The following is a 22,363-nucleotide window of genomic DNA, read 5'->3' as shown; positions in this document are numbered from 1 at the left end:
AAGGCCGGGCTTGAATTAGACCGGCCTTTTTTGCTTAAATGCCACTGTTCATTTATTGTTTTTTAACTGACTGTCCAGTTCGCTTAACTCGAGCCAGCGGAACTCTTTTTCGTCGATAGCTGATTTTATTTGCCCCAGTTTTTGTGATTTTTCAAACAACTTTTCATGCGGGAGTTCGCCCGAATTCAGTAATGTTTCCAGCTCATTTTTTTCGTCTTCAAGGGTTGCAATTTCTTTTTCGATCGCTTCCATTTCCTGCTTTTCTTTAAACGTGAGTTTCTTTTTGGGGCCTTTTTTCAAAGTTTGCTTTTGCTCATTTCTTTCGGCTTTTTTTTCGGAAGCATTTTTTAAATTTTCTTCCTTCTGCTGCGCTTCAACCGATTTCCGGTAGGTAGTGTAATCTCCGGGGAAATCGGTGATCTTCCCGTTGCCTTCAAAAATGAAAAGGTGATCCACAATTTTGTCCATGAAAAAACGGTCGTGCGAAACCACAACCATACATCCCTCGAACAGCCCGAGGTACTCTTCCAGCACATTCAGGGTCATAATATCGAGGTCGTTGGTGGGCTCATCCAGAATCAGAAAATTTGGATTTTGCATCAGAACTGTGCATAAGTAAAGCCGTCGCTGCTCACCGCCACTCAATTTTTCAATAAAATTGTACTGCATCTCGGGCGGGAAAAGAAAACGGGTCAGCAGCTGCGAGCTCGTCATTTGCGAACCATCTTCAAAATAGATTACTTCGGCAATTTTATTCACCGCATCGATTACCCTTTCTTTGGGATCGAACGTAATTCCTTTCTGCCGGTAATGGCCAAATTTAATGGTTTTACCAATTTCAATTTTCCCGCTGTCGGGCTTTATTCTTCCGGTTATCAGGTTTAAAAAAGTGGTTTTCCCGGTGCCGTTTTTCCCCACAATGCCCACTTTTTCAAAACGCGAAAATTTATAGGAAAAATCTTCGATTAACTTCACTCCCGGAAAAGATTTGGAGAGGTGTTCGGTCTCCACTATTTTTTTCCCCAATCGTGCCGATTTCACATTCAAATCAATACTTTCTTCGCCAATTTTTTTTGAGGCTTTTTCTTTTAAATTATAAAATGAATCGACCCTGTATTTTGCCTTGTGACCGCGGGCTTTTGGCATACGCCGCATCCAGTCGAGTTCGGTGCGCAGCAGGTTTTGAGCCTTGGCAACAGATGCCTGCTGCATTTCAATACGCTCGTTACGCTTTTGCAGAAACAGGGAGTAATTTCCCTGGTAGTTGTAAATCTGGTTATCGTCCATTTCTATAATCTCGTTACAAACACGGTCGAGAAAATACCGGTCGTGCGTAACCATGAGCAGCGTTGATTTGGATTTCCCAAGATAGGTTTCCAGCCATTCAATCATCTCCAAATCGAGGTGATTGGTTGGTTCATCCAGAATCAGGAGATCGGGTTTGTTGATGAGTACTTTTGCCAGGCCCAGCCGTTTTTGCTGACCCCCTGAAAGTTGTTTAACCAGTTGATCCAGGTGGTTTATTTTGAGCTGGGTGAGTACCTGTTTTATCTCAACTTCAATGTCCCAGGCTCCCAGCTCATCCATTTTAGCCGATAATTGGGTGATTCTTTCCTGGTTATTCTGCTCCATTGCCAGTTCGAATTCCTTCACGGTTTTCATCTTTTCATTGTCGGCTTTGAAGATTTCCTGATGAACTGTATGTTCTGGATCTAACCGCGGAATTTGTTCGAAATAGCCCATTTCAATATCGTTTGAAATGGTAATGGTTCCTGAATCGGGCGAATCTTTCCCGGCCAGTAAATCGAGCAATGTGGATTTACCGGTGCCGTTGCGGGCAATTAAAGCAACTTTTTGACCCTCGAACAGGGTAAACGATATATTTTCGAAAAGCATGAGCTCGCCCCAACGCTTCGAAAGATTTTCTGCTTGCAGATATGGTTTCATTCAACAATTTTTGGCAAAAATAGAAAATGCTGATTAAAAAAGCCGGCGTTAACCGGCTTTTCACGTCTGTTTAATTAACTAATCTAAAACCATTTCTATAGAGGGGGAGAAATGGGTTATTAGTAACTTCTGTTCGTATGACTCAACTTATGTCGTTTTGTTACACTTTTTTTGAAAAATTTTTCGACTATTTTTGAAAGAAATTAAATTTTATGCGAAAAATGGAATTGTTTGAATATGTTATCCGTTATTTTCAGGAAACAATGCCGGTAGCAGAAACCGAGCTTGAATATAAAAACCCGTTTCATCTTATTGTTGCTGTCATACTTTCGGCTCAATGTACGGATAAACGGGTGAACCTGATAACTCCCGAACTGCTGAAACGTTACCCGGGCCCCAAAGAAATGGCACAGGCCGAACCAGCTGAGGTGTTCGAATACATAAAAAGCTGTTCGTACCCCAACAATAAAGCCAAACACCTGGTTGGCATGTCACGCAAACTGCTCGATCTTTTTGATGGAAAAGTGCCCGATGATGTTAACGATTTGCAAAAGTTGCCGGGAGTAGGGCGGAAAACAGCAAATGTTATTGCCTCTGTTGTGTATCAGAAACCGGCTTTGGCGGTTGACACACACGTTTTCAGGGTAGCTGCACGCATTGGGTTGAGCCAAAATGCAAAAACTCCGCTGGCTACCGAAATGCAACTGATGAAATATATACCACAGGAACTGGTGCCCCAGGCGCACCATTGGCTTATTTTGCACGGACGATATACTTGCACTGCGCGGAATCCCAAGTGTAAAAAGTGCGGATTGACCGAAGTTTGCAAATACCATCAAGAAATGTGAATCGGTTTTTTAGCATAAATTCAACTTATGAAATCGTAAAATGAGATTCTATCCCAGTGCCACATCGAGCAGCATCATGGCAGCAAAACCCAGCATTGCACCGACGGTGGAATAGTCAGTTTCGTTCCCGTTTTGCGATTCCGGAATGAGCTCTTCCACCACCACGAAAATCATTGCACCGGCTGCAAATGATAATGCGTAAGGCAGAAGCGGCTTCATGAGCAATACCAGCCACGCCCCTAAAACCGCGGCAATCGGTTCTACGGCCCCCGATAACTGACCGTAATTAAAAGCCTTTAACCGCGAGAAGCCTTCGCGACGAAGTGGTACAGAAACGGCTGCTCCTTCCGGGAAATTTTGTAACCCGATACCCATCGCCAGGGCAACGGCACCGGCCAGGGCCCCTGCTCCCGGATTACTTGCCAAAGCGCCGAATGCAACTCCCACTGCCAGTCCTTCCGGAATATTGTGAATTGTTACAGCCAAAACGAGTAAAACACTTCTTTTCCACGTAGTTTTAATTCCCTCTGCTTCGCTTCGTTTACGGTCGAGATGTAGGTGGGGCAATATTACATCGATTAACAAAAGAAACGCGCCTCCCCCTAAAAATCCTACCACAGCCGGAATCCATGGTATTCCCCCCTGTTTTTCTGTCATTTGAATGGCCGGATTCAACAATGACCAGAAGCTGGCTGCAACCATTACTCCGGCGGCAAAACCAAGCATCGAATTCAACACTTTTTGATTAATTCTTTTGAAAAAGAAGACCATTGAAGCGCCAAGTGCTGTGAGCCCCCAGGTAAAAATAGTTGCGAAAAGAGCCAGCAGCACCGGATTAAATTGAAGAATCCATTCCATTTTACAAATTGTTATTTATTTGGTAAACAAAAATAAAAAAAACAAGATAACTAATATTACAAACCTGGTTTGAGATAATGATCTATCTCTTAATTATTTATTTTTACTACCATCAATTTATTGATTTTGGATATTTGATTTATTCCTAAACTTCTTACATTTGTCGCCCGGTACATGTTAAATTATAATTTTTTTTGTATGGCATATAAAATTTCTGATGAATGCATTGCATGTGGGATCTGTATTGATGAATGCCCGGTAGATGCAATCTCTGAAGGTGATATTTATGTAATTGATCCTGACGTTTGCAACGACTGTGGCTCATGTGCTGAAGTTTGCCCGGTAGAATGTATATCGATTGACGAATAAAATCCGGAAAACATAAAAAAATGGCAGGCCTGGCTCTTTATGTAAGTCAGGCTTTTTTTATGCCTTAAAATCCCGAAAATAATAAAATTGGCGTGTTTCCCATGATTTTTGGCAGCAGTTAAAATCGAAAAGATACTTTTATTGGTTCTTATATACTTTATGATTTTTGAAATCAATTTTGTACCTTATAAGATAAATTAGAAAAAAATGAAGTTATTGCTCGAGAATATAAAAGAACTGGTTCAGGTTGAGGACGAACCTGTGCCGTTCAGGGCCGGAAAAGAAATGGCAAAAATAAATACCATCAATAATGCTTTTCTGATAATCAGCGATGAGCTGATTCAGGAATTTGGCCCGATGGAGAATTTAAAAGATGCTTATTGCGACGACGACCTGCTGGTAGAGATTGACTGCTCAAACCGCATGGTGTATCCCAGTTATTGCGATTCGCACACGCATATTGTATTTCCCGGGTCGCGCGAAAAAGAGTTTGTTGACCGCATAAAAGGGTTGTCGTACGAAGAAATTGCCCGGCGTGGCGGGGGAATCCTGAATTCGGCTAAGTTAATGCAGGAAAAACCAGAAGAAGAACTTTACGACACTGCCATGAACCGGATTTTTGAAATCATGAAAACGGGCACCGGCGCAGTGGAAATTAAAAGCGGTTACGGTTTAACCACCGAAAGCGAAATTAAAATGCTGAAAGTTATCAAATGGATAAAAGAAACAGCACCGGTTTGTGTACGTTCCACATTTTTGGGGGCTCACGCCATTCCTGCCGAATATAAAAGCAACGTTTCCAGATATGTCGATTTGGTCATCAACGAAATGATTCCGCAGGTAGCATCGGAAGAACTGGCCGACTTTATCGATGTATTTTGTGACCAGGGCTTTTTTTCGGTGGAAGACACGGAGCGCATATTAATGGCCGGTATCAAACACGGACTTCGCCCAAAAATTCACGCCAATGAACTGGGCCTCACAGGTGGCGTTCAGGCCGGGGTAAAATACAATGCCCTTTCAGTCGATCATCTTGAACACATGGGAGAGGCGGAATTTGAGGCGTTGAGAGGAACCGAAACCATGCCCACCGTACTTCCGGGGGCAGCTTTTTTCCTGAACATGAAACTTTCTCCTGTCCGGAAAATGATAGAGGCCGGGTTACCCGTTGCGCTGGCTTCAGATTACAATCCCGGTTCATCGCCAAGCGGGAATATGAATTTTATATCGTCGCTGGCATGCATAAAATACAACATGCTGCCCGAAGAAGTTATCAATGCCACTACACTCAACTCCGCCTACGCAATGGGAATCAGCGACCGACTGGGATCTGTTGCCCGTGGAAAAACAGCTAATTTGTTTATAACTTCCGACATGCCCGGAATAGAATATTTACCTTACCGGTTTGCAGCCGATTTAATCGAAACCGTTATTTTGAACGGCGAAATCCAAAATTTTTGAATCCTGATGAAAATTATCATTCTATTTTTAAATGAATGAAATTATTTTCATGAATCTTCTTCGCGATAATAGTTGCGAAACATTGTGGCTTAAAAATAAAAACTTATGAATAAAATAATCGAATGTGTACCGAATTTTTCTGAAGGTCGTGATTTGGGAAAAATAAAAGAAATTACCGGTGCCATTGAAAGCGTGGAAGGCATAAAACTGCTGGATGCGGACCCGGGGAAAGCAACAAACCGCACGGTAGTAACATTTGTTGGCGAGCCCGATGATGTTACAGAAGCTGCTTTCCGTGCTATAAAAAAAGCATCGGAAATTATTGATATGTCGGTTCACAAAGGCGAGCATCCCCGTTTAGGTGCCACCGATGTTTGCCCGCTGGTTCCGGTTGCCAATGTTACCATGGAGGAAACCATAGAGTATGCCCGCAAACTGGCCGAAAGAGTAGGGAAGGAGCTTGAGATTCCGGTTTACTGTTATGAATTTGCAGCTTTTAACGATGAACGTAAAAGCCTGGCCAATTGCCGTTCAGGCGAGTACGAAGCATTGAAAGATCGCATTACTTCTGAAAAATGGAAGCCCGATTTTGGCCCCGGTGAATGGTCTGCGAAGGTGGCAAAAACCGGAGCAACGGCAATAGGAGCGCGAAATTTTCTGGTGGCCTACAATGTAAATCTGAACACCACTTCCACCCGTCGTGCCAATTCCATTGCATTTGATGTACGCGAAGCCGGACGTGTAAAACGCGAAGGAAATAAACTAACCGGGAAAATTATAAAAGATGAAAACGGCGAGCCCGTGCGTATCCCGGGAACATTGAAAAAAACACGTGCCATTGGCTGGTACATCGAAGAATACGGGATTGCTCAAATCTCCGTCAACCTCACCGATATAACCGTAACGCCCATCCATGTGGCTTTTGATGAAATATCTGAAAAAGCGCGCGAGCGGGGCATTCGCGTTACCGGCTCAGAGTTGGTAGGTCTGGTTCCGTTACAGGCCATGCTCGATGCGGGAAAATATTTCCTGCGCAAACAGCAGCGTTCCACCGGAATCTCTGACGATGAAATCATCAAAATCGCCATCAAATCGCTGGGGCTCGACGAGCTGAAACCATTCGATCCGAAAAAGAAAATCATTGAATACATGATTGCCGATGATTCGGCCGAAAAACTGGTGGATAAAACGTTGGCTGATTTCATGAACAACACGGCATCCGAATCTCCGGCACCGGGCGGTGGTTCTATTTCGGCGTATGTGGGAGCACTGGGGGCCGCACTGGGAACAATGGTAGCCAACCTCTCGGCACACAAACGCGGCTGGGACGATCGCTGGGAAGAATTCTCCAACCGGGCAGAAAAAGGAAAACAATACCACGATGCACTGCTGAAATGTGTGGATGAAGATACGGCAGCCTTCAATAAAATTATGACAGCATTTGGCATGCCTAAATCAAGCGAAAAAGAAAAAGCCGAACGGCAGAAAGCCATTCAGCAAGCTACAAAAAACGCTATTGAAGTGCCGTTGAAAGTGATGCAGTTGGCGCATGATTCCATGGAAGTTTTGCAGGCGATGGCTGAAACCGGTAATCCAAATTCAGTGTCGGATGCAGGTGTTGGAACGCTTTGCGCACGCACTGCCGTTGAAGGAGCCTTGCTCAATGTTAAAATTAATGCTGCTGGTTACGAGGATAAAAACTGGCTGACAAAAACAATGAGAAAAGCAGAAGAATTGCTGAAAAATGCAAGAAAAAAAGAGAAAGAAATTTTGCGAATTGTTGAAGAAAAGATCAATGAATAACATCCGCAATTCTCAATAAAATGAGGGTGTGAGGATTTATATTTCATAATTAGTAAAGTTTTTCCAGTTTAATTTCCTATTTTTAAAGTTACTTCTTTTAAAATCAACTAAATATTCGATTATGAATAAAAATGACAAAAAGAACAGCTTTTCACGCCGTAAATTTATTGGTACAACAGCAGCGGCAACGGCAGCAATGGCTTTTACGCCGCTCAGTTACGGAAATTCAATGTTGAAAAGCAAGCCTGATTCAAAATTTGGCGGCGTGCAAATTGGGGCCATCACTTACAGTTGGCGCAGCATGCCCGGTTCCGCTCAGGATATTCTGAACTACTGTGTTGAAGCAGGCATCAGTTCCATTGAGTTAATGGGCAATGTGGCCGAAGAGTTTGCCGGCATTCCGCCAATGCCGCCACGCCCCCGGCGGGATGCTCAGCTTTCTGATGAAGAGCGTGATGAGTATCGAAAAAAAGCTGAAGCAGCAGCTGAAAAACAACGCGAATGGCGCTTGTCGGTTTCCATGAAAAAGTATAAAGAGTTACGAAAATTGTACAAGAAAGCCGGAGTGAATATTCATATTGTGAAGTTTTCGCCGGCCAACTGGAGCGATAAAGAAACCGATTATGCCTTTAAAGCCGCCAAAGCTTTGGGAGCCAAAGGAATTACCAACGAAATTGGCCACGATGCCTGCAAGCGGTTAGGGAAATTTGCCGAAAAGCATAACATGTATGCCATTTACCACAATCATGGCCAACCCGGGGAACCCGGTTTTAATTTTGATGAATTTTTAGCCTACTCACCCAAAAACATGCTGAATTTTGATGCCGGCCACTATTTCGGGGCAACGGGTAAACACCCGAACGAATTAATTGAAAGGCTTCACAACCGGATTTTCAGCATTCACATGAAAGACAAAACCGGAAAAAATGCCAACCCTGCCAATACAAATATGCCCTGGGGTGAAGGCGATACGCCCATTGCCGATATTTTGAAACTGATACAGAAAAACAAATGGCCCATTTACTGCGACATTGAGCTGGAATACAATGTTCCCGATAATTCTGATGCGCAAAAAGAAATAATAAAGTGCGTGAATTACTGCAAAAACATTTTGGTGTGATTTGTTATTCCGGGAACAAACAGATGAGTTCCCGGATTTTTTCCATTTTTTCGGTGTATCCAACTGATTGATACGATTCCAGAAGCGACTCCAGTAAACGCCTTATGAAATATAAATCGTGTTTTGGCTCAGCAAAAAAATCGGTTGGGCTGTAATTGTTTTTCTTCAGGTGATAATCAATTTCCTTGCGGCTGGTAATGGAGCCTTTATTTGACGGGTTAATATAAAAAAGCACGTTGGTTTTTGTGTCGTCCCCATGCACTTTTTGGGCCAGTTCACGATCCACAATAGCCACCAGCGGGTTTTTCGGGAAATCGGCAAAATGAGCGGATAACCCCAGCCTGCGGGCAATTAGTGTATAAAAAATACCGATAGAAACCGGGTTACCGTTTTTAGTATCGAGCAACTGATTTAAAAAGCAATTTTGCGGCGAAAACAGGTTGTTGTGATTGACTGAAAATCCATTTATATTGAAAACAAAATGATTGATGATGGTGGTTTTTTCAAGCAGTGTTAGCGAATTATTAAGCTCCAGCCATATTGTTTTTTCTAATTTTTCAATTTTCTTATAAACCCCCAGTAAGTTAATGTCGGGATACTGAAAACGATCAACGGCAAGAAACCCTTCAAGTAAATCATTTTTTTCAGAATGTATCCACTTGTTTATCAGTTTTTTGGTTTCCCTGAATTGCAAATCCTGAATCAGGTTTTCAATGCGTTCCTGGTATATTTCATCATAACTGGATTCCCATTTTTCTTCCAACTCTGAAATAATACTGTTGTTTTCTTTAAGCAGCTCTTTTTCTGCTGCTTCAAAAACCATTTGGTCGGGGTCGTCCAGCAAATTGATTAAAGCGTTCAGCTTCTTTTTGTTCATAACGTCTGTTTTGTTAAGCCCTCGAGTACTTTTTTGATCAGTTTCTTCATTTCATCGCGGTAATTTTCGTTGGCCTCGCGGGTAACCCTGTTTGCAATAATCAAACATATTGTTAACGCGTTATGTCCCAGCATTTTTGAAAGACCGTAAATGGCTGAGCTTTCCATTTCAAAATTAGTGATTTTCAAATCATTATAGGCAAATTGCTCAATCATTTGGTTTAACTCGGGCATGGCCAGGCCTAACCGTAATATTCTGCCTTGCGGGCCATAAAAACCCGGAGCCGAGATTGTTACGCCCGTATTAAAGTCGGGGCTATTAAATTTTCGGAGCAAAACTTCAGAAGCATTTACCACGTAAGGAGAGGGGAGTGAGCTTTTCCAACCGGTAAACTGCCTGAACGCTTTTTCGAACGAGCGATCGCAGTAGCTTTCGTGGTTGGCATAAAAAGCAAGCATCCCGTCAAATCCAATTGATTTTTGAGAAACTACAAACGAATTCACCGGTAAATTGGATTGCAGGCCGCCGGAAGTACCAATCCGCATAATGTCCAGCGACTTTTTATCCGTTTTTATCTCCCTTTTTTCAAAATCAATATTTGCCAGGGCATCCAGCTCATTCAGTACAATATCAATATTGTCGGTTCCTATTCCGGTAGAGAGGACACTCATTCGTTTATTGTTGTACCAACCCGTAACTGTTTTGAATTCACGGTTTTGAGTAGTGAAATCAATTTTATCGAAGAAACCGGAAATCGTTTCGACGCGTGCCTGGTCGCCTACCAGAATAACCTGGTCTGCAAGATTTTCAGGTTTCAGGTGTAAATGGAAAACCGAGCCGTCGCTATTCAATATAAGTTCAGATGCTTCAATCATTTTAGTTATTTTGAGCAGATAAAATTATTTAAAATAAGGTTCTCTGCCAATGGATAATCTCAAAACATATAAACAGTTAAATCGGATATTTTTCTTTTAATCAGCCCAAATTGTTTAAAACTTTCAGCCGAATGTTTCTTTTAATTTCTATTTTTGAACACATAAACAATAAAAACCGGCCTATGTCTTTTAAAATATTTTCCCTTCAGCTACTGGGTAAAATCAAGCCCGTTGAAAAAATTGAAATGCAGCGCGAATTGCTGTTTAACGATTACATTGAATTTAATAAAGTTGCTGAATCGAAGGAATTATCTGATTTTATTGCACTTAAAAAATTTATTGAATCAGACGAATTCAAAAAGCGCAAAGCAGAAATTCAGGCGCTTCATTTTAAAAACAGCAAAGAGCACAACCAGCTTCATGAATATGAAAAACTGAAAAATTCCAAACCGTTTAAAAACTATTTTTTTGTAAAAAATTCCGAAGATTTCAGGCGTTTTCAGGCATTAAAAGAGTCGGATAAAATTAAAGAATACCGGCTGCTGCTCGATTTTATTGACAAAGGGGAATATAAAAAGGAAAAAGACGAAGTTGCGCTCGATGTTTTTAAAAATTCAGCCGAACATCGGAAACTGAAGGAATATAACCGGTTGAAAAAATTGCCCGGCATAAAAGCGTTTTATGAACTGCATGGCTCAAAACAGCTGGAACAGCACAACGCTTTTTATGAATCGGAAAAGCTGAAAAGGTATTTTGAACTGAAAAACCTCGCAACAAGCGATAAGCAGAAAAACAAGGAGTTTAATAAACTCAAAAAAGATGCGGAGATAAAATCGTATCTGAAATTTGAACATTCAAAAAAGCTGAAACTCTATCATGAAACGGTTGACAGCTACAATCTTAAAAGATTTGAAGAGTTAAAAAAAGAAGTTGAAAGTGATGAATTTAAAAAACGGGTTGATTACCTGAAAGACAAGAAAAAATTTAAAAAAACCGAAGCTTACAAAAAATACAAGCGTTTAAAAGAACTTGCCGCCGACAGCGAGGTGAAATTTTTCCTGAAGTTTGAAAAATCGGCAGCGCTCAAAAACTATTACGATGTCAAAGATTCCATGGATTTAAAACGTTTCATGGAGCTTGATGCCATAGTGACTTCCGATGAATTTAAAAAGCGGAAAGCGTACCTTGAGGACGATAAAAAGTGGGAAAAAACGGATGATTTTGCCAAAGAGCAGCAGTATCTCGGAATGAAAAAAATGCCCCACCTGGTTAAGTATTTCAACTATAAAGACTCGGATGCTTTCCGGTTTTTTAAAGAGTGGGAGGTGAGTTTTGAAGATAATTTCACCAATGGAAAGCTGGATGAACAAAAATGGTCGGTTAAATCGCTTTGGGCGGAAGGATTGCCCGAAGGTAATTATTCCATGCCGGGCGATTTGCAGGTTTTTACCGAAGGCAAAAATGTGAAAATCAGCAACAAGCTGTTAATTGAAACCCGCCGCGAAAAATCTGATGGCTTGGTATGGCAGATGCCGGCAGGTTTTGTCCCCACTGAATTCGATTTTACATCCGGAATTGTTTCTTCCGGGAAAAGTTTCTGGCAGGAAGACGGGATTTTTGAAGCAAAAATAAAGTTCAATCCTGTGAAAGAGGTGGTCAGCTCATTTTTACTTCAGGGCGAAAAAAATTCACCACGGATTAACTTACTTGAAATGGGAACAAAAAACCGCATGGGAATTGCCAGTAGCAGCGAAAACGGAAAATTAAATGTGGACGGCCTCGATATTTCAAATCTGAAAAAAAACAGGTGGTATATTTTCACCTTCGAAAAATCAGGTTCTACTCTTACATGGAAAATAAATGATATCGAAGTATTACAATTGAGCAGTTCTCTGGTTAATTTCAAAATGCATATTAATATGTTCAGCCTGGTTGTTTTTGATATTCCTGGTTCAAAACTTCCTGTCCGTTTCGAAACCGATTGGGTAAAATGTTACCGGAAAAAATGAAAACACCCCGATATAATTACAAACCGCGTTTATTGAAAACTGTATATCCGAAATTCAGCGACAGGTAAAATTTTGTATTGGGTTTTTCGTAATAATTAAACGACAAACTAATTGGACCAAGCCCCGTATGGTAAACCATGGCTGCCATTCCCTGTAAATAATAACGGTTGAAAATCTTCGAATTATTAAAAGCTGTCAGGTCATCATTCTTCTGTTCTTCTTTCAGCGGCACAAATCCGTGGCCCTCTAACCGCAGATGTAGCGAAGAGGTAAAATGCCAGAGCAGTTTCAATCCTCCGGCGAGGTAATTGTTGGCATGGAAATTCTCTATAAACATTGTTTTGCTGTTGGGCGTGGGGTAATAACCCGGGGCAGCCAGCAGCGTTGAACGGTAATTCTGAAAATGGTTTTTATTGCTGAATACGGCTTCTGCCTGCGTGCCAACTGTAAATTTATTTCCAATATCCCAATATTTTAATGAGGATACTTTTCCCAGAAAATAGCTGTGGTTTTGTTCTTTTGATATTGAAGTTGAAGAGGTTGTGCCCGGCTCATTGGTTTCTTTTCCGGTAATATAATTTAATGAAATGCTGTTAAATTCCCCCTCGGTTGCAAACTGTTTGTAATTTAAAGAATTATTTTCGATCCCGAGCCTGGAAACAAATGCAGTAAATTTTGTTTTATCGGGTTTATCTTCTTTTCTGAATTTTTCTGTCTGGTAATACTCATCATCCGAATTGGCAAAAATTGCATTGGCATATAATTTTGAATGAAGTCCGAGCGGAATTCCTGCTTCGGTGCGGAAATTATATTCATTTTGGATAATATACGGCGGCCTGACATCTTCAAAAAAAGGCTCGGAGCTGGAAGAGAAAAAATCCCATCTGTTGAGGGTTGAATACCCTGACAGGTAAAAGGGCAGGGAAGTGGGAAAATCAATTCGCCCTCCCACTTTGAACGAACTGTAAAACCGCCCGAAATAGATATTTGAGCTAAGCGTGTAGGCCCGCCCCTGGTAAGTGCGGTAGTCAATGCTTGCAAAACCCTGGTTTATAGGTTTTGTAGAAATATTTCCTCCAATATTTACACTGAATTTTTTCTCGGGCACAACTTTCAGGTGCAAATCAAAATAACCTGTTGCCCTGTTGTAATGAGCTATTGGCCTCATGGATCGCAAATGTTCATCGGCAATCAGCTTGAAATATTCTTTTTTAAGCGAGCTCAGCGACACTACATTATAACGGTGTTTTATCGACTGGATGATAAATTTACGCTGCATGGGATCCTCAACACCCTCAACCTGGATGTTTTGAAAATAAAGATCCGGTTTTTGAAAGTTGAATTCCTGCCTTTTGCGTTTGAGTTCAGTAGGTGAAACCCTGCGCTCAATACGCTGTTTTATACTGTCAATAAATTGTTCTGCCGTTTCTGTTCCCATTTTGTTAATGTATTCAAATTTTTGAAAATCGAGAAGGCCCACATTTTCAAATTTGGTTTCCATTAACATGCCTTTTTCCTCCGGAATTTCGTAGTTGGTAGGGCGCATAACCATATTGACAATTTGTGCAACAACATTATCTGATTCAGGAGCCTTCGAATCATCAGCAACTTTATGGCCGATTATAATATCAGGTTCGTGAAATTTCTGCATAAATTCATGTGGGAAGTTATTTACAATTCCTCCGTCAAATAAAAGTGTATCGTTAATTTTTATGGGTTTGAAATACAAAGGTACAGTCATGGAAGCACGGATTGCTTCGCCCAGGTCGCCTTTCCTTAAAACAACCGGCTTGTTGTTATACGCATCAGTGGCAATACAAAAAAAGGGAACCATCAGGCTGTCGAAATTATTTTTGCAGGCGGCATTTGTTGAAGCAAACAGCTCCATAAAAGCAAAATCCATTTGCTCTTCCGGAATAATACTTGCCGGCGGCAGCAACTTCAGTTTATCTTCCTGTTTTTCAACTCTTAACTCGATCCATGAAGGATCTGGTTCAGGCTGGTTAAAATAATACCTGTATTCTTCCTGAATGCGGCCGGTTGACCAAAAATAAAAATCATCAGAACGGAAAAGCTCTTCCATTTCATCGGGAGTAAAACCGGCTGCATATAAACCACCTACAATAGCGCCTATTGAAGTTCCTGAAATATAATCGATTGGAATGTTGTTTTCTTCTAAAACGCGTATAACGCCTATGTGGGCAATGCCTTTGGCACCACCTCCGCTAAGCACCAGCCCAACTGACTGAGCAGTTAATGACGAGGAGGCAAAAATTATTATTAAAAAGAGGAGAAATCTTTTCATCTGTATTTTCTTGTTTTCAAAACAGACAAAACTCCCTGGTTAGATATTCCTTTGAGAAAAAATTCTATGCGGGCGTTTCATCATAGTTTTTTTTGATGTTTCTGAACCTCACCAAATTTACAAAATATAATGTTTCCTGAATTCTGTTTTAAGAATTTCATGGAATTTTCCCGGCGAATAGTTGAAATTTACGTGTGAATTGCGAACACTTCCAAATTTGAAAGACAAAGCAAGTCCATAGCATAGTAAAAACACTATTTAGCTTCAATTTTCTTGCTGAGGTTTTGAAATCCTTCGCCCAAAATTTCGCGGGCATCCATCACAGTAATAAAAGCCTCAGGGTCAATTCTGCTGATGTATTCTTCCAGAATGACAACTTCGCGTCGGCTCACCACCGTGTAAATAATATGCTTATCCTCACCGGTAAACATGCCTTCTCCTTTCAGAAAAGTACCCCCGCGTTCCAGGTCTTTCAAAATCTTCTGCTTAATTTCCATGTGTTTGTTCGAAACAATTAACAATGCTTTGTTGTAGTCGGCACCTTCAAGAATCAAATCGATGGCGCGACCGGTAATGTAAATTACAATGAGCGAGTAGAGAGGTATATGCCAGTCCTGAAAAACGGCCAGTCCCAGCAATACAATAACCGAATCGACATAAATCATTAGTTTTCCGAGTTGAAGCTGCGTATATTTTGCAATTATCATGGCGATAATATCGGAACCACCCGAGGTTGCTCTCGACTTGAAAATCAGTCCGAGTCCAACCCCAATGAGTACGCCGCCAAAAACACACGAAAGCAGCACATCAGTAACCAACGGGGCATAACCATCGGGGCGCAGCCATGTAATAAAATCGATAAAAAACGAAGCCAGAACAAATCCAACAATAGTTTTTATACCAAAGCGCGGCCCCAGAATTTTAATGCCTGCAATGGTAAGCGGAATGTTGAGCACCAGACCAAATAAACCAATGGGAATTCCTTCGGGCCAAAACGGGAAGACCCCTTCTGTCATGTAGTGAACCACAATTGCAATCCCGTAAACCCCACCGGGCACAATTTTATGCGGCGAAATAAAATATACATATCCCGCCGCCAGAATAATGGAGCCGAAAAGAATGAGGGAATAGTCAATAAACCATTGCCTGCTGAATAATTTTTGCTTAGGTAAGAATGCCATTTTATGTTTTTAATACAAATGACAGTAAACCAGCGGAATTATTCATTGATTTTTGTCACTGATGTTGGAAAACTTTCAGGCTGAGTCCATAAATTTTTCTGTGGCGATTTTCCCATTTCAAAATAGAGTGTTCCTCCATCCAGCAGTTGTTCATGTGTCAAATAGGACTTGTCCAGTTCTTCACCCTGAAAACTTGCGTTCTGAATATAAAAATGTTCGTCGGCTCCGGGTGCCTCAATGGTAAGTGATTTGCCGTTGGGCAGGTCAATCTGTACTTTTTCGAACAGGGGAGAGCCTATTACATATTCAGGATTTCCGGGGCAAACGGGGTAAAATCCGAGCGATGAGAAAACATACCAGGCCGAAGTTTGACCGTTGTCTTCATCGCCACAATAACCGTCAGGAGTTGGCTGATAAAGTTTTGTGAGTACTTCGCGGATGTGTTGTTGCGTTTTCCAGGGCTGCCCGGCATAATTGTAGAGGTAAATCATGTGCTGCACCGGTTGGTTGCCGTGGGCATAATTTCCCATATTAACAACCTGCATCTCCCTTATTTCGTGAATTGTAATGCCGTAATAGGAATTGTCGAAAATTGGCGGAACTTCGAATACAGAATCGAGCATGGCCACAAAATCATCGTGTCCGCCCATAAGTTGTGCAAGTCCTTCCACATCATGAAAAACGCTCCATGTGTAGTGCCAGCTATTGCCTTCGGTAAATGCATCGCCCCATTTATACGGATTGAAAGGCGACTGGAATGTTCCGTCCTCATTTTTTCCACGCATCAGCTTGGTTTCCGGATCGAAAACATTGCGGTAGTTTTGCGCCCTTTTTTCAAACTTTTTAATTTCATCCTCTGGTTTGTCAAGTGCTTTAGCAAGCTCTGCAATACAATAATCGGCATAACCGTACTCGAGGGTACGTGCCGTGTTTTCACGAATTCCAACATCGTACGGAATATATCCCAAATCATTGTAATATTCGGCACCAAGCCGGCCAACTGAAGAAACAGGGCCTGCACCTTCGGTATTTTTCAGAATGGCTTCGTAAAGCGTTTCAATATCGTAACCACGAATTCCTTTTAAATAAGAGTCGGCAATGAGCGATGCCGAGTTGGAACCGATCATGCAATCGCGGTGTCCCGGGCTGGCCCACTCGGGCAGCCAACCACTTTCTTTGTAGGTATTTACCAGTCCCTGCATAATCTGGCTGTTCAGTTCAGGGTACATGAATGTAAAAAACGGGAAAACCGCCCTGAATGTGTCCCAAAAACCATTATCGGTGAACATGTAACCAGGCAAAACTTCCCCGTTGTAAGGACTGTAATGAACGATTTCATTATCAGCGTTGTATTCGAAAAACTTGCGGGGGAACAACAAAACCCGGTACAGGCTGCTGTAAAATGTTTTCGCGTTATCGATATTACTGGTCTGCACTTTAATTTTTTCAAGTTCCTTGTTCCAAACTTCTTTTCCTTCAACCAAAAGTTCATTAAATGATTTTGAACCAATTTCGCGTTCCAGGTTCAGCTCTGCCTGCTCGAGGCTAATGAATGACGATGCAATATTGATCTGGATTTTTTCATTTCTCTGTGTTTTAAACTGAAGAATTGCCCCGGCATGGTAAACGTCCTGTTCATTTTTATTCTGATAAAGCGCTTTATTGTCGGTGGTGTAATAAGTTTCGAAAGGCTTGCTTAATTGCACCACAAACCAGTTTTTGAAGTTTGCCGGAACTCCTCCGCTGTTTTTGGTTGTGTAGCCAACCACTTTATTTTCTTCGGGAATCACCTTTATGTATGAACCGCCGTCAAAAGCATCCACAATGATTTGCGAACTGTCGTTTTCCGGAAAATTGAATTGGAACATGGCAGCCCTGTCGGTTGCTGTAAACGCTGCTTCTATGTCATAATCAGCAAGATAAACTTCGTAGTGATAGGGTTTAACAGTTTCGGCTTTGTGCGAGAACCAACTGGCTCGTTCCTCTTCGTTGAAAACAGGTTTGCCGGTGGTGGCAAAAACTGAAAACTGGCCGTAGTCGTTAATCCACGGGCTCGGTTGGTGGGTTTGTTTAAAACCGCGCAATTTGTAGGCATCGTACTGGTACATCCAGCCATCGCCCATGGTATTGGTTTGCGGTGCCCAAAAATTCATTCCCCACGGACGTGCAATTGCGGGGTAGGTATTTCCGTTACTCAGGCTGAATTCCGAATCGGTACCCATTAGCGGGTTAACCAGTTCAACAGGATTTTCCAAAAAACTGTTTGTTGTTGTAGAGGATTGCTCACAAGCAGTAAATAAAACTGCAGCTAATAAAATAAAAATTGATGATGCTCTCATGCCTTAATTTTCGGTTTATTCATTAAAAAATTTACGTCCCCAAAAATAGAAGAAACTTTCGGTTTTAAGGGAGGAGTAATACAGGATCTTGAAAAATTTCAGTATTAATCGAGCCTGAAGCGGTAAGAAATTGTACCCTGCTGAAATGCAGGAGCATCTTCATCAGTATTAAATTTGGCTTTCATTGCGGCTTGTTTCGCTTCGTTCCAGAAACGTTGATCCATAATGGTTGTTCCCCTTACTCCAGGGTCGGCCGCTGTAACAGTACCATATTTATCAACTGTAACTTTCACCACCACAACACCTTCGTCGTTTCCGGGATAGCGGGGTTTAGGCAACGAATTTGCGGAGCGCCCACTCAGGCTGTATGAAATACCAGTCCCCTGATCACCCGAGCCGCTTCCTCCCGGACCGTAATTTCCGGCATTGGCATCACCGGTTGGTACCCCCTGGTTTCCACCTGGGAATGTAGCGCCCTGGCTTTGGCTGTCGCTGGTGCCCTGGCCCGTTGTTCCTTCTTCACTGCCTCCAAAAGCACCTTCTGCCCGGGCATTAATTTCTTCAATCCGCCTTTGTTCTTCTTCGCGGCGTTTGCGTTCGGCTTCCAGCTTACGCTGCCGTTCCAGTTCGGCTTGCCGTTGTCTTTCCAGCTCTTCCTGCCGCTGGCGTTCAATTTCAGCCTGCCGTTGCCTTTCCTGTTCCAGTTGTCGTTGTTCTTCCAGCTCCTGTTGTCTGCGGCGCTCTTCTTCTATTCGTTGCTGTCTTTCTTCTTCTTCCTGTCTGCGTTTTTCAGCGGCATCAATGGCGGCTGTTTCTTCGTAATCCTGTGTCATGGCTTCCTCTTCGGCCTGTTCGGGTTGAGTGGCCGGTGGAGTTCTTGCAGGCGGCGGGGGTGGGGGAGTTGTTTCTTCCTGTTGCTGTACAGGTTCTGCCGGTTCAGGCTGACGTTGCTGCTGACGGGGTTCCATTTGGCCCAAACCCTGCTCGCTGTCGCCAAAATCAACCAGGATTCCTTCTTCACCCGGCAATGGAAGCGGCGTAAAAAAACCGAATAATGTTAGCAATAGCAGAACAATTACATGAAAAATAATTGTTCCGATAATACCTTTTTTATGTTTTTTGTAAAAACTCATTTAATTCTCCGGTGCAGTTGCTGCTATCATTTTATACTTATTCCGGCGTGCAATGTTCATGATTTTTACCACTTCGTTCCACGGAACTGATTTATCTGCATGCAGCGAAATGTAGATATCGTCGTTTCCAACGCCGTATCTTTCACGCAGAAATGGTTCAATTTCCTGAAAAGAGATACTTTTCAGCGCACCATCATCATTAATATAATATTTAATATCTTTTGTTATTGATATAGTTGTAATTGGCTTTGCCGCGGTTTGGTTGTTGCTTTGCGGAAGCAACAATTTTAACGCATTGGGTGCCACCAGCGTAGAAGTCACCATGAAAAAAATCAACAACAAAAAAACAATATCAGTCATTGATGACATGCTGAATGTTGAATTTACTTTGTTTCTTCGTTTTAATGCCATATTATCTGTTTTATGCTGGTTCGTTCAATAAATCCATGAACTCTGAAGTGGTAGCTTCCATTTTGAAAATTACTTTTTCCACATTGGTAACCAGAATGTTATAGGCAAAATAGGCAATAATTCCCACGATAAGCCCGGCAACAGTAGTTACCATAGCCTGGTAAATACCTGATGATAAAAGTGTTACATCGATATTATTGCCTGCGTTGGCCATATCGTAAAATGCCTGAATCATTCCCATTACAGTCCCCAGGAAGCCAATCATGGGTGCGCCTCCGGCTACTGATGCCAGCACTGGCAATCCTTTTTCAAGCTTTGAAATTTCGAGGTTTCCAACGTTTTCGATGGCTGTGTTTACATCGGTTAGCGGCCTTCCAATGCGGCTGATTCCTTTTTCAATCATACGCGATGCCGGATTGGAATTGTTACGGCAAATTGTTATTGCTTCGTCAATTTTGCCACTGGTAATGTATATTTTAATTTTCTCCAGCAGTTGTGTATCAAACTTTCCGGCTTTTTTAATGGCAAAATAGCGGTCGAAAAAAATATATACTGCGATAACCGACAGCAAAATTATCGGAACCATTATCCATCCGCCTTTTAAAGCAAGGTCGATAAACTTGGTGGAAATTCCTTCAGGTTCTGTGGCCAGCGTATCCAATTCATTGGTAATATCTGCCTGGATCAATAAAAGTTTCAACATGAGATTTTAGATTTCCTTTTAATTTTAAACAAAACGAACTTCAGTTATAAATATTATTAACGACAAAAATAACGAATATTATACAACGGGTTAATATCAATCAGTAGATGAAAACGGAAGTTATGAACAATCAGGTTTTAACTTCCTGAGAATGGTGTAAAAAATAATTTTTGTACGGTTATCAAGAATAACAGAATATTAAATAAACACATTTGTCTTATAATTGATATTAAGTTAAATAGAATATGTTTTAAAAAAGGAGAGATTTTTAGTCTCTCCTTTAGTTACAAAATTATGATTGTCCTAATTTTTCGAGCATTGCATTGTATTTATCCATCATTTTTAAACGGTAATACAAGTTTTTGAGTGATTCCATTGTCATATTATCATCGGGTTGCAACTCATGGCATTTTTCCATGTAAGGAAGTGCCAGTTTAAACCATTTGTCTGCTTTGGCCAATTCTTCCTGGTAGCGTTCATTCTCGCTGGTTGGAATATTATTGGCAAACTCAATTTGTTCTACCCCTTCATTATAATAAAGTGCCCCCAGGTTGTAATTGGCATTAAACATATCTGGATCGATTTCAAGCGCTTTTTTGTATGATTCGATAGCTTTTTCTTTATTATTCAATTTTTCGTGCAATGTCCCTTGTGCAAAATGGAAAGTTGCATTATTGGGATCCTGTTCAATAGCCATATCCAGGTATTTCATGGCTTCTTCTGTTTTATCCATATCGAGATATAACTGAATCATGCTAGTGAGAATGTTTTTATCTTTGGGATATTTTTCGAAACCTTCCTGTAATGCATCAAGCGCTGCAATTGTATCCTTATTTAACTGGTATGCATTGGCAATCAGGCTGTATGTACGTGCTCCGTTATAACCATATTTGGCAGCTTCTTCGTAATATTTAACTGCTTTGTCGTAGTTTTGTGAATTGTATGCAGCAAGCCCGGCATTAAAAATAATAACAGTGTCAACAGCTTCAGGATTGTCTTGCTTAATTACATCGATCTCGTTAATGGCCAGTATTTGCTCAAACGATTTCAGTGCTTTCTCGTAATTTTCTTCGTTAAAAGCTTCAACAGCCTGGTTGGTAAGGTCGTTGGTCAGCAATGTCAATTTCACTTTTATGCTGTTACTAAATTTGTCCTTTTCATCCAGTTCGAGTGCTTTTTTATAGGACTCAAAAGCCTCAGTTAAAGGATCTTCTGACAATTCTTTAACACTTTCATCTTCCGATTGGTAGATGGCCTGGTAAATTTCACCTCTCACCTCCCAGGTTTTTGGCCAGGTCAATGTTTTGTCTGCATTTTCCTGGTTCGGATCGATGGCCTGTTCAATAGTTTCAACCGCTTCGCTTAACTTTCCTGTATCTTTCAGGTTTTGAGAACTGGTAACTTTTGTCCTGGGCGAACAGCTTGCCAGTACAATTAAAATTGCCAGGTTCAACAGAATAATTGTTTTTTTCATTGTATTCATTTTTAAAATTTAATTTTCACAAAAATATTACGAATAATAGTTTAATTCAAATTACAAATTAAAATTCTTTTAATTTATTCTTTTTCTAATTAATTATCGTTGTTGTTATTATCTTCATCCGGGGACTCAATATTCTCATCTCCACCTTCGATTGCTTCGTCACCGATTTCTTCTTTTGCTTCATTAACTACCCTGGCCACTGATGCGATACTATCTTCTTCTTTAAGGTTTATCAGTCGAACTCCCTGGGTAGCACGTCCCAACATCGAAATGGTGTTCACAGCCAGCCTGATGGTCAGACCGTGTTCTGTAATGATCATCAAATCGTTATCGTCAGAAACACTCTTTATTGTGATAAGGTCGCCGGTTTTAGGAGTTATGTTAATTGTTTTAACACCTTTCCCTCCCCGGTTTGTAACCCTGTAATCGTCTATTTTTGAGCGTTTTCCATAACCGTTTTCAGAAATCACGAGAATATCTTCGTGGCCGTTTTGCACACACACCATTCCAATAACTTCATCATTTTCGCCGGCAAGGGTGATTCCCCTCACACCGGAAGCTGTCCGGCCCATTGCCCGTACTTTCGATTCGTGGAAGCGAATAGCTTTTCCTGATCGTCCGGCGAGCATTATTTCGCTCTC

Annotated in this window: 18 protein-coding genes; 6 read left to right on the top strand and 12 right to left on the bottom strand. The window is 41.4% G+C overall.

The features are described from left to right. Positions 1 to 48 precede the first annotated feature (48 nt). The gene (locus tag ACTCNA_RS10770) at positions 49 to 1,947 is read right to left on the bottom strand and encodes an ABC-F family ATP-binding cassette domain-containing protein (RefSeq protein ID WP_462947922.1); all 1,899 of its coding nucleotides are present in this window, start codon (positions 1,945 to 1,947) and stop codon (positions 49 to 51) included. A 212-nt stretch (positions 1,948 to 2,159) separates the two neighbouring features. Between ACTCNA_RS10770 and nth the strand changes: the two genes are divergently transcribed. Then, complete coding sequence (gene nth, locus ACTCNA_RS10765) at positions 2,160 to 2,795, top strand: endonuclease III (protein ID WP_462947921.1); 636 nt, start codon at positions 2,160 to 2,162, stop codon at positions 2,793 to 2,795. Positions 2,796 to 2,843: 48 nt separating this feature from the next. Here nth and ACTCNA_RS10760 read toward each other — a convergent pair whose 3' ends face one another. Then, entirely contained in the window at positions 2,844 to 3,653 is an 810-nt protein-coding gene (locus tag ACTCNA_RS10760; protein WP_462947920.1) for a ZIP family metal transporter, read from the bottom strand. A 174-nt stretch (positions 3,654 to 3,827) separates the two neighbouring features. Between ACTCNA_RS10760 and ACTCNA_RS10755 the strand changes: the two genes are divergently transcribed. From ACTCNA_RS10755 to ACTCNA_RS10740, 4 genes are all read left to right on the top strand, one after another. Next, a complete protein-coding gene (locus tag ACTCNA_RS10755) occupies positions 3,828 to 4,022 on the top strand; it encodes a 4Fe-4S binding protein (RefSeq protein WP_462947919.1) in 195 nt (64 codons plus the stop codon). A 207-nt stretch (positions 4,023 to 4,229) separates the two neighbouring features. Beyond that, positions 4,230 to 5,483, top strand: coding sequence for an imidazolonepropionase (gene hutI / locus ACTCNA_RS10750; protein WP_462947918.1), 1,254 nt, complete (start codon positions 4,230 to 4,232; stop codon positions 5,481 to 5,483). A 105-nt stretch (positions 5,484 to 5,588) separates the two neighbouring features. Beyond that, positions 5,589 to 7,286: a glutamate formimidoyltransferase gene (ftcD, locus tag ACTCNA_RS10745; RefSeq protein WP_462947917.1), complete on the top strand. Its 1,698-nt coding sequence runs from the start codon at positions 5,589 to 5,591 to the stop codon at positions 7,284 to 7,286. A 121-nt stretch (positions 7,287 to 7,407) separates the two neighbouring features. Beyond that, the gene (locus tag ACTCNA_RS10740) at positions 7,408 to 8,406 is read left to right on the top strand and encodes a sugar phosphate isomerase/epimerase family protein (protein ID WP_462947916.1); all 999 of its coding nucleotides are present in this window, start codon (positions 7,408 to 7,410) and stop codon (positions 8,404 to 8,406) included. A gap of 4 nt (positions 8,407 to 8,410) precedes the next feature. On the opposite strand, the gene ACTCNA_RS10735 is transcribed toward ACTCNA_RS10740, so the two are convergent. Together ACTCNA_RS10735 and ACTCNA_RS10730 are read right to left on the bottom strand one after the other, a co-directional pair. Continuing rightward, positions 8,411 to 9,283 carry a transglutaminase family protein gene (locus tag ACTCNA_RS10735; RefSeq protein WP_462947915.1) on the bottom strand — a complete coding sequence of 291 codons (873 nt, stop codon included), beginning with the start codon at positions 9,281 to 9,283 and terminating at the stop codon, positions 8,411 to 8,413. Continuing rightward, the gene (locus tag ACTCNA_RS10730) at positions 9,280 to 10,158 is read right to left on the bottom strand and encodes a nucleoside phosphorylase (protein ID WP_462947914.1); all 879 of its coding nucleotides are present in this window, start codon (positions 10,156 to 10,158) and stop codon (positions 9,280 to 9,282) included. The genes ACTCNA_RS10735 and ACTCNA_RS10730 overlap by 4 nt, the downstream gene beginning before the upstream one ends. A gap of 182 nt (positions 10,159 to 10,340) precedes the next feature. On the opposite strand from ACTCNA_RS10730, the gene ACTCNA_RS10725 reads away from it, so the two are divergent. Next, positions 10,341 to 12,167 (top strand): glycoside hydrolase family 16 protein, encoded by a 1,827-nt coding sequence (locus tag ACTCNA_RS10725; protein WP_462947913.1) that lies wholly within the window; start codon positions 10,341 to 10,343, stop codon positions 12,165 to 12,167. 16 nt (positions 12,168 to 12,183) lie between these two features. Here the strand turns inward: ACTCNA_RS10725 and ACTCNA_RS10720 are convergent, their stop codons facing one another. From ACTCNA_RS10720 to ACTCNA_RS10685, 8 genes are all read right to left on the bottom strand, one after another. Beyond that, positions 12,184 to 14,472: a patatin-like phospholipase family protein gene (locus ACTCNA_RS10720; RefSeq protein WP_462947912.1), complete on the bottom strand. Its 2,289-nt coding sequence runs from the start codon at positions 14,470 to 14,472 to the stop codon at positions 12,184 to 12,186. A 254-nt stretch (positions 14,473 to 14,726) separates the two neighbouring features. After that, positions 14,727 to 15,653, bottom strand: coding sequence for a YitT family protein (locus ACTCNA_RS10715; protein WP_462947911.1), 927 nt, complete (start codon positions 15,651 to 15,653; stop codon positions 14,727 to 14,729). A 38-nt stretch (positions 15,654 to 15,691) separates the two neighbouring features. After that, positions 15,692 to 17,992 (bottom strand): GH92 family glycosyl hydrolase, encoded by a 2,301-nt coding sequence (locus ACTCNA_RS10710; protein WP_462947910.1) that lies wholly within the window; start codon positions 17,990 to 17,992, stop codon positions 15,692 to 15,694. A 104-nt stretch (positions 17,993 to 18,096) separates the two neighbouring features. Further along, on the bottom strand, positions 18,097 to 19,125 hold the full coding sequence (gene tolA, locus ACTCNA_RS10705) for a cell envelope integrity protein TolA (protein ID WP_462947909.1): 1,029 nt from the start codon (positions 19,123 to 19,125) through the stop codon (positions 18,097 to 18,099). After that, the gene (locus ACTCNA_RS10700; protein ID WP_462947908.1) at positions 19,126 to 19,536 is read right to left on the bottom strand and encodes an ExbD/TolR family protein; all 411 of its coding nucleotides are present in this window, start codon (positions 19,534 to 19,536) and stop codon (positions 19,126 to 19,128) included. 10 nt (positions 19,537 to 19,546) lie between these two features. After that, positions 19,547 to 20,239, bottom strand: coding sequence for a MotA/TolQ/ExbB proton channel family protein (locus ACTCNA_RS10695; RefSeq protein WP_462947907.1), 693 nt, complete (start codon positions 20,237 to 20,239; stop codon positions 19,547 to 19,549). 292 nt (positions 20,240 to 20,531) lie between these two features. After that, positions 20,532 to 21,713: a tetratricopeptide repeat protein gene (locus tag ACTCNA_RS10690; RefSeq protein WP_462947906.1), complete on the bottom strand. Its 1,182-nt coding sequence runs from the start codon at positions 21,711 to 21,713 to the stop codon at positions 20,532 to 20,534. Between the two features lie 98 nt (positions 21,714 to 21,811). Next, a partial coding sequence (locus ACTCNA_RS10685) for a DNA gyrase C-terminal beta-propeller domain-containing protein (RefSeq protein WP_462947905.1) occupies positions 21,812 to 22,363 on the bottom strand: 552 nt, incomplete at its 5' end.

This window comes from Tangfeifania sp., assembly GCF_055108615.1.
The sequence above is the reverse complement of the archived record's forward strand: the minus strand, read 5'-3'. Positions and strand labels throughout refer to the sequence as shown.

Excerpts from the sequence above, each read along its gene's own strand:
- ACTCNA_RS10770 (WP_462947922.1), bottom strand. The coding sequence starts at position 1,947 with ATGAAACCATATCTGCAAGCAGAAAATCTTTCGAAGCGTTGGGGCGAG.
- nth (WP_462947921.1), top strand. The coding sequence starts at position 2,160 with ATGCGAAAAATGGAATTGTTTGAATATGTTATCCGTTATTTTCAGGAA.
- ACTCNA_RS10760 (WP_462947920.1), bottom strand. The coding sequence starts at position 3,653 with ATGGAATGGATTCTTCAATTTAATCCGGTGCTGCTGGCTCTTTTCGCA.
- ACTCNA_RS10755 (WP_462947919.1), top strand. The coding sequence starts at position 3,828 with ATGTTAAATTATAATTTTTTTTGTATGGCATATAAAATTTCTGATGAA.
- hutI (WP_462947918.1), top strand. The coding sequence starts at position 4,230 with ATGAAGTTATTGCTCGAGAATATAAAAGAACTGGTTCAGGTTGAGGAC.
- ftcD (WP_462947917.1), top strand. The coding sequence starts at position 5,589 with ATGAATAAAATAATCGAATGTGTACCGAATTTTTCTGAAGGTCGTGAT.
- ACTCNA_RS10740 (WP_462947916.1), top strand. The coding sequence starts at position 7,408 with ATGAATAAAAATGACAAAAAGAACAGCTTTTCACGCCGTAAATTTATT.
- ACTCNA_RS10735 (WP_462947915.1), bottom strand. The coding sequence starts at position 9,283 with ATGAACAAAAAGAAGCTGAACGCTTTAATCAATTTGCTGGACGACCCC.
- ACTCNA_RS10730 (WP_462947914.1), bottom strand. The coding sequence starts at position 10,158 with ATGATTGAAGCATCTGAACTTATATTGAATAGCGACGGCTCGGTTTTC.
- ACTCNA_RS10725 (WP_462947913.1), top strand. The coding sequence starts at position 10,341 with ATGTCTTTTAAAATATTTTCCCTTCAGCTACTGGGTAAAATCAAGCCC.
- ACTCNA_RS10720 (WP_462947912.1), bottom strand. The coding sequence starts at position 14,472 with ATGAAAAGATTTCTCCTCTTTTTAATAATAATTTTTGCCTCCTCGTCA.
- ACTCNA_RS10715 (WP_462947911.1), bottom strand. The coding sequence starts at position 15,653 with ATGGCATTCTTACCTAAGCAAAAATTATTCAGCAGGCAATGGTTTATT.
- ACTCNA_RS10710 (WP_462947910.1), bottom strand. The coding sequence starts at position 17,992 with ATGAGAGCATCATCAATTTTTATTTTATTAGCTGCAGTTTTATTTACT.
- tolA (WP_462947909.1), bottom strand. The coding sequence starts at position 19,125 with ATGAGTTTTTACAAAAAACATAAAAAAGGTATTATCGGAACAATTATT.
- ACTCNA_RS10700 (WP_462947908.1), bottom strand. The coding sequence starts at position 19,536 with ATGGCATTAAAACGAAGAAACAAAGTAAATTCAACATTCAGCATGTCA.
- ACTCNA_RS10695 (WP_462947907.1), bottom strand. The coding sequence starts at position 20,239 with ATGTTGAAACTTTTATTGATCCAGGCAGATATTACCAATGAATTGGAT.
- ACTCNA_RS10690 (WP_462947906.1), bottom strand. The coding sequence starts at position 21,713 with ATGAAAAAAACAATTATTCTGTTGAACCTGGCAATTTTAATTGTACTG.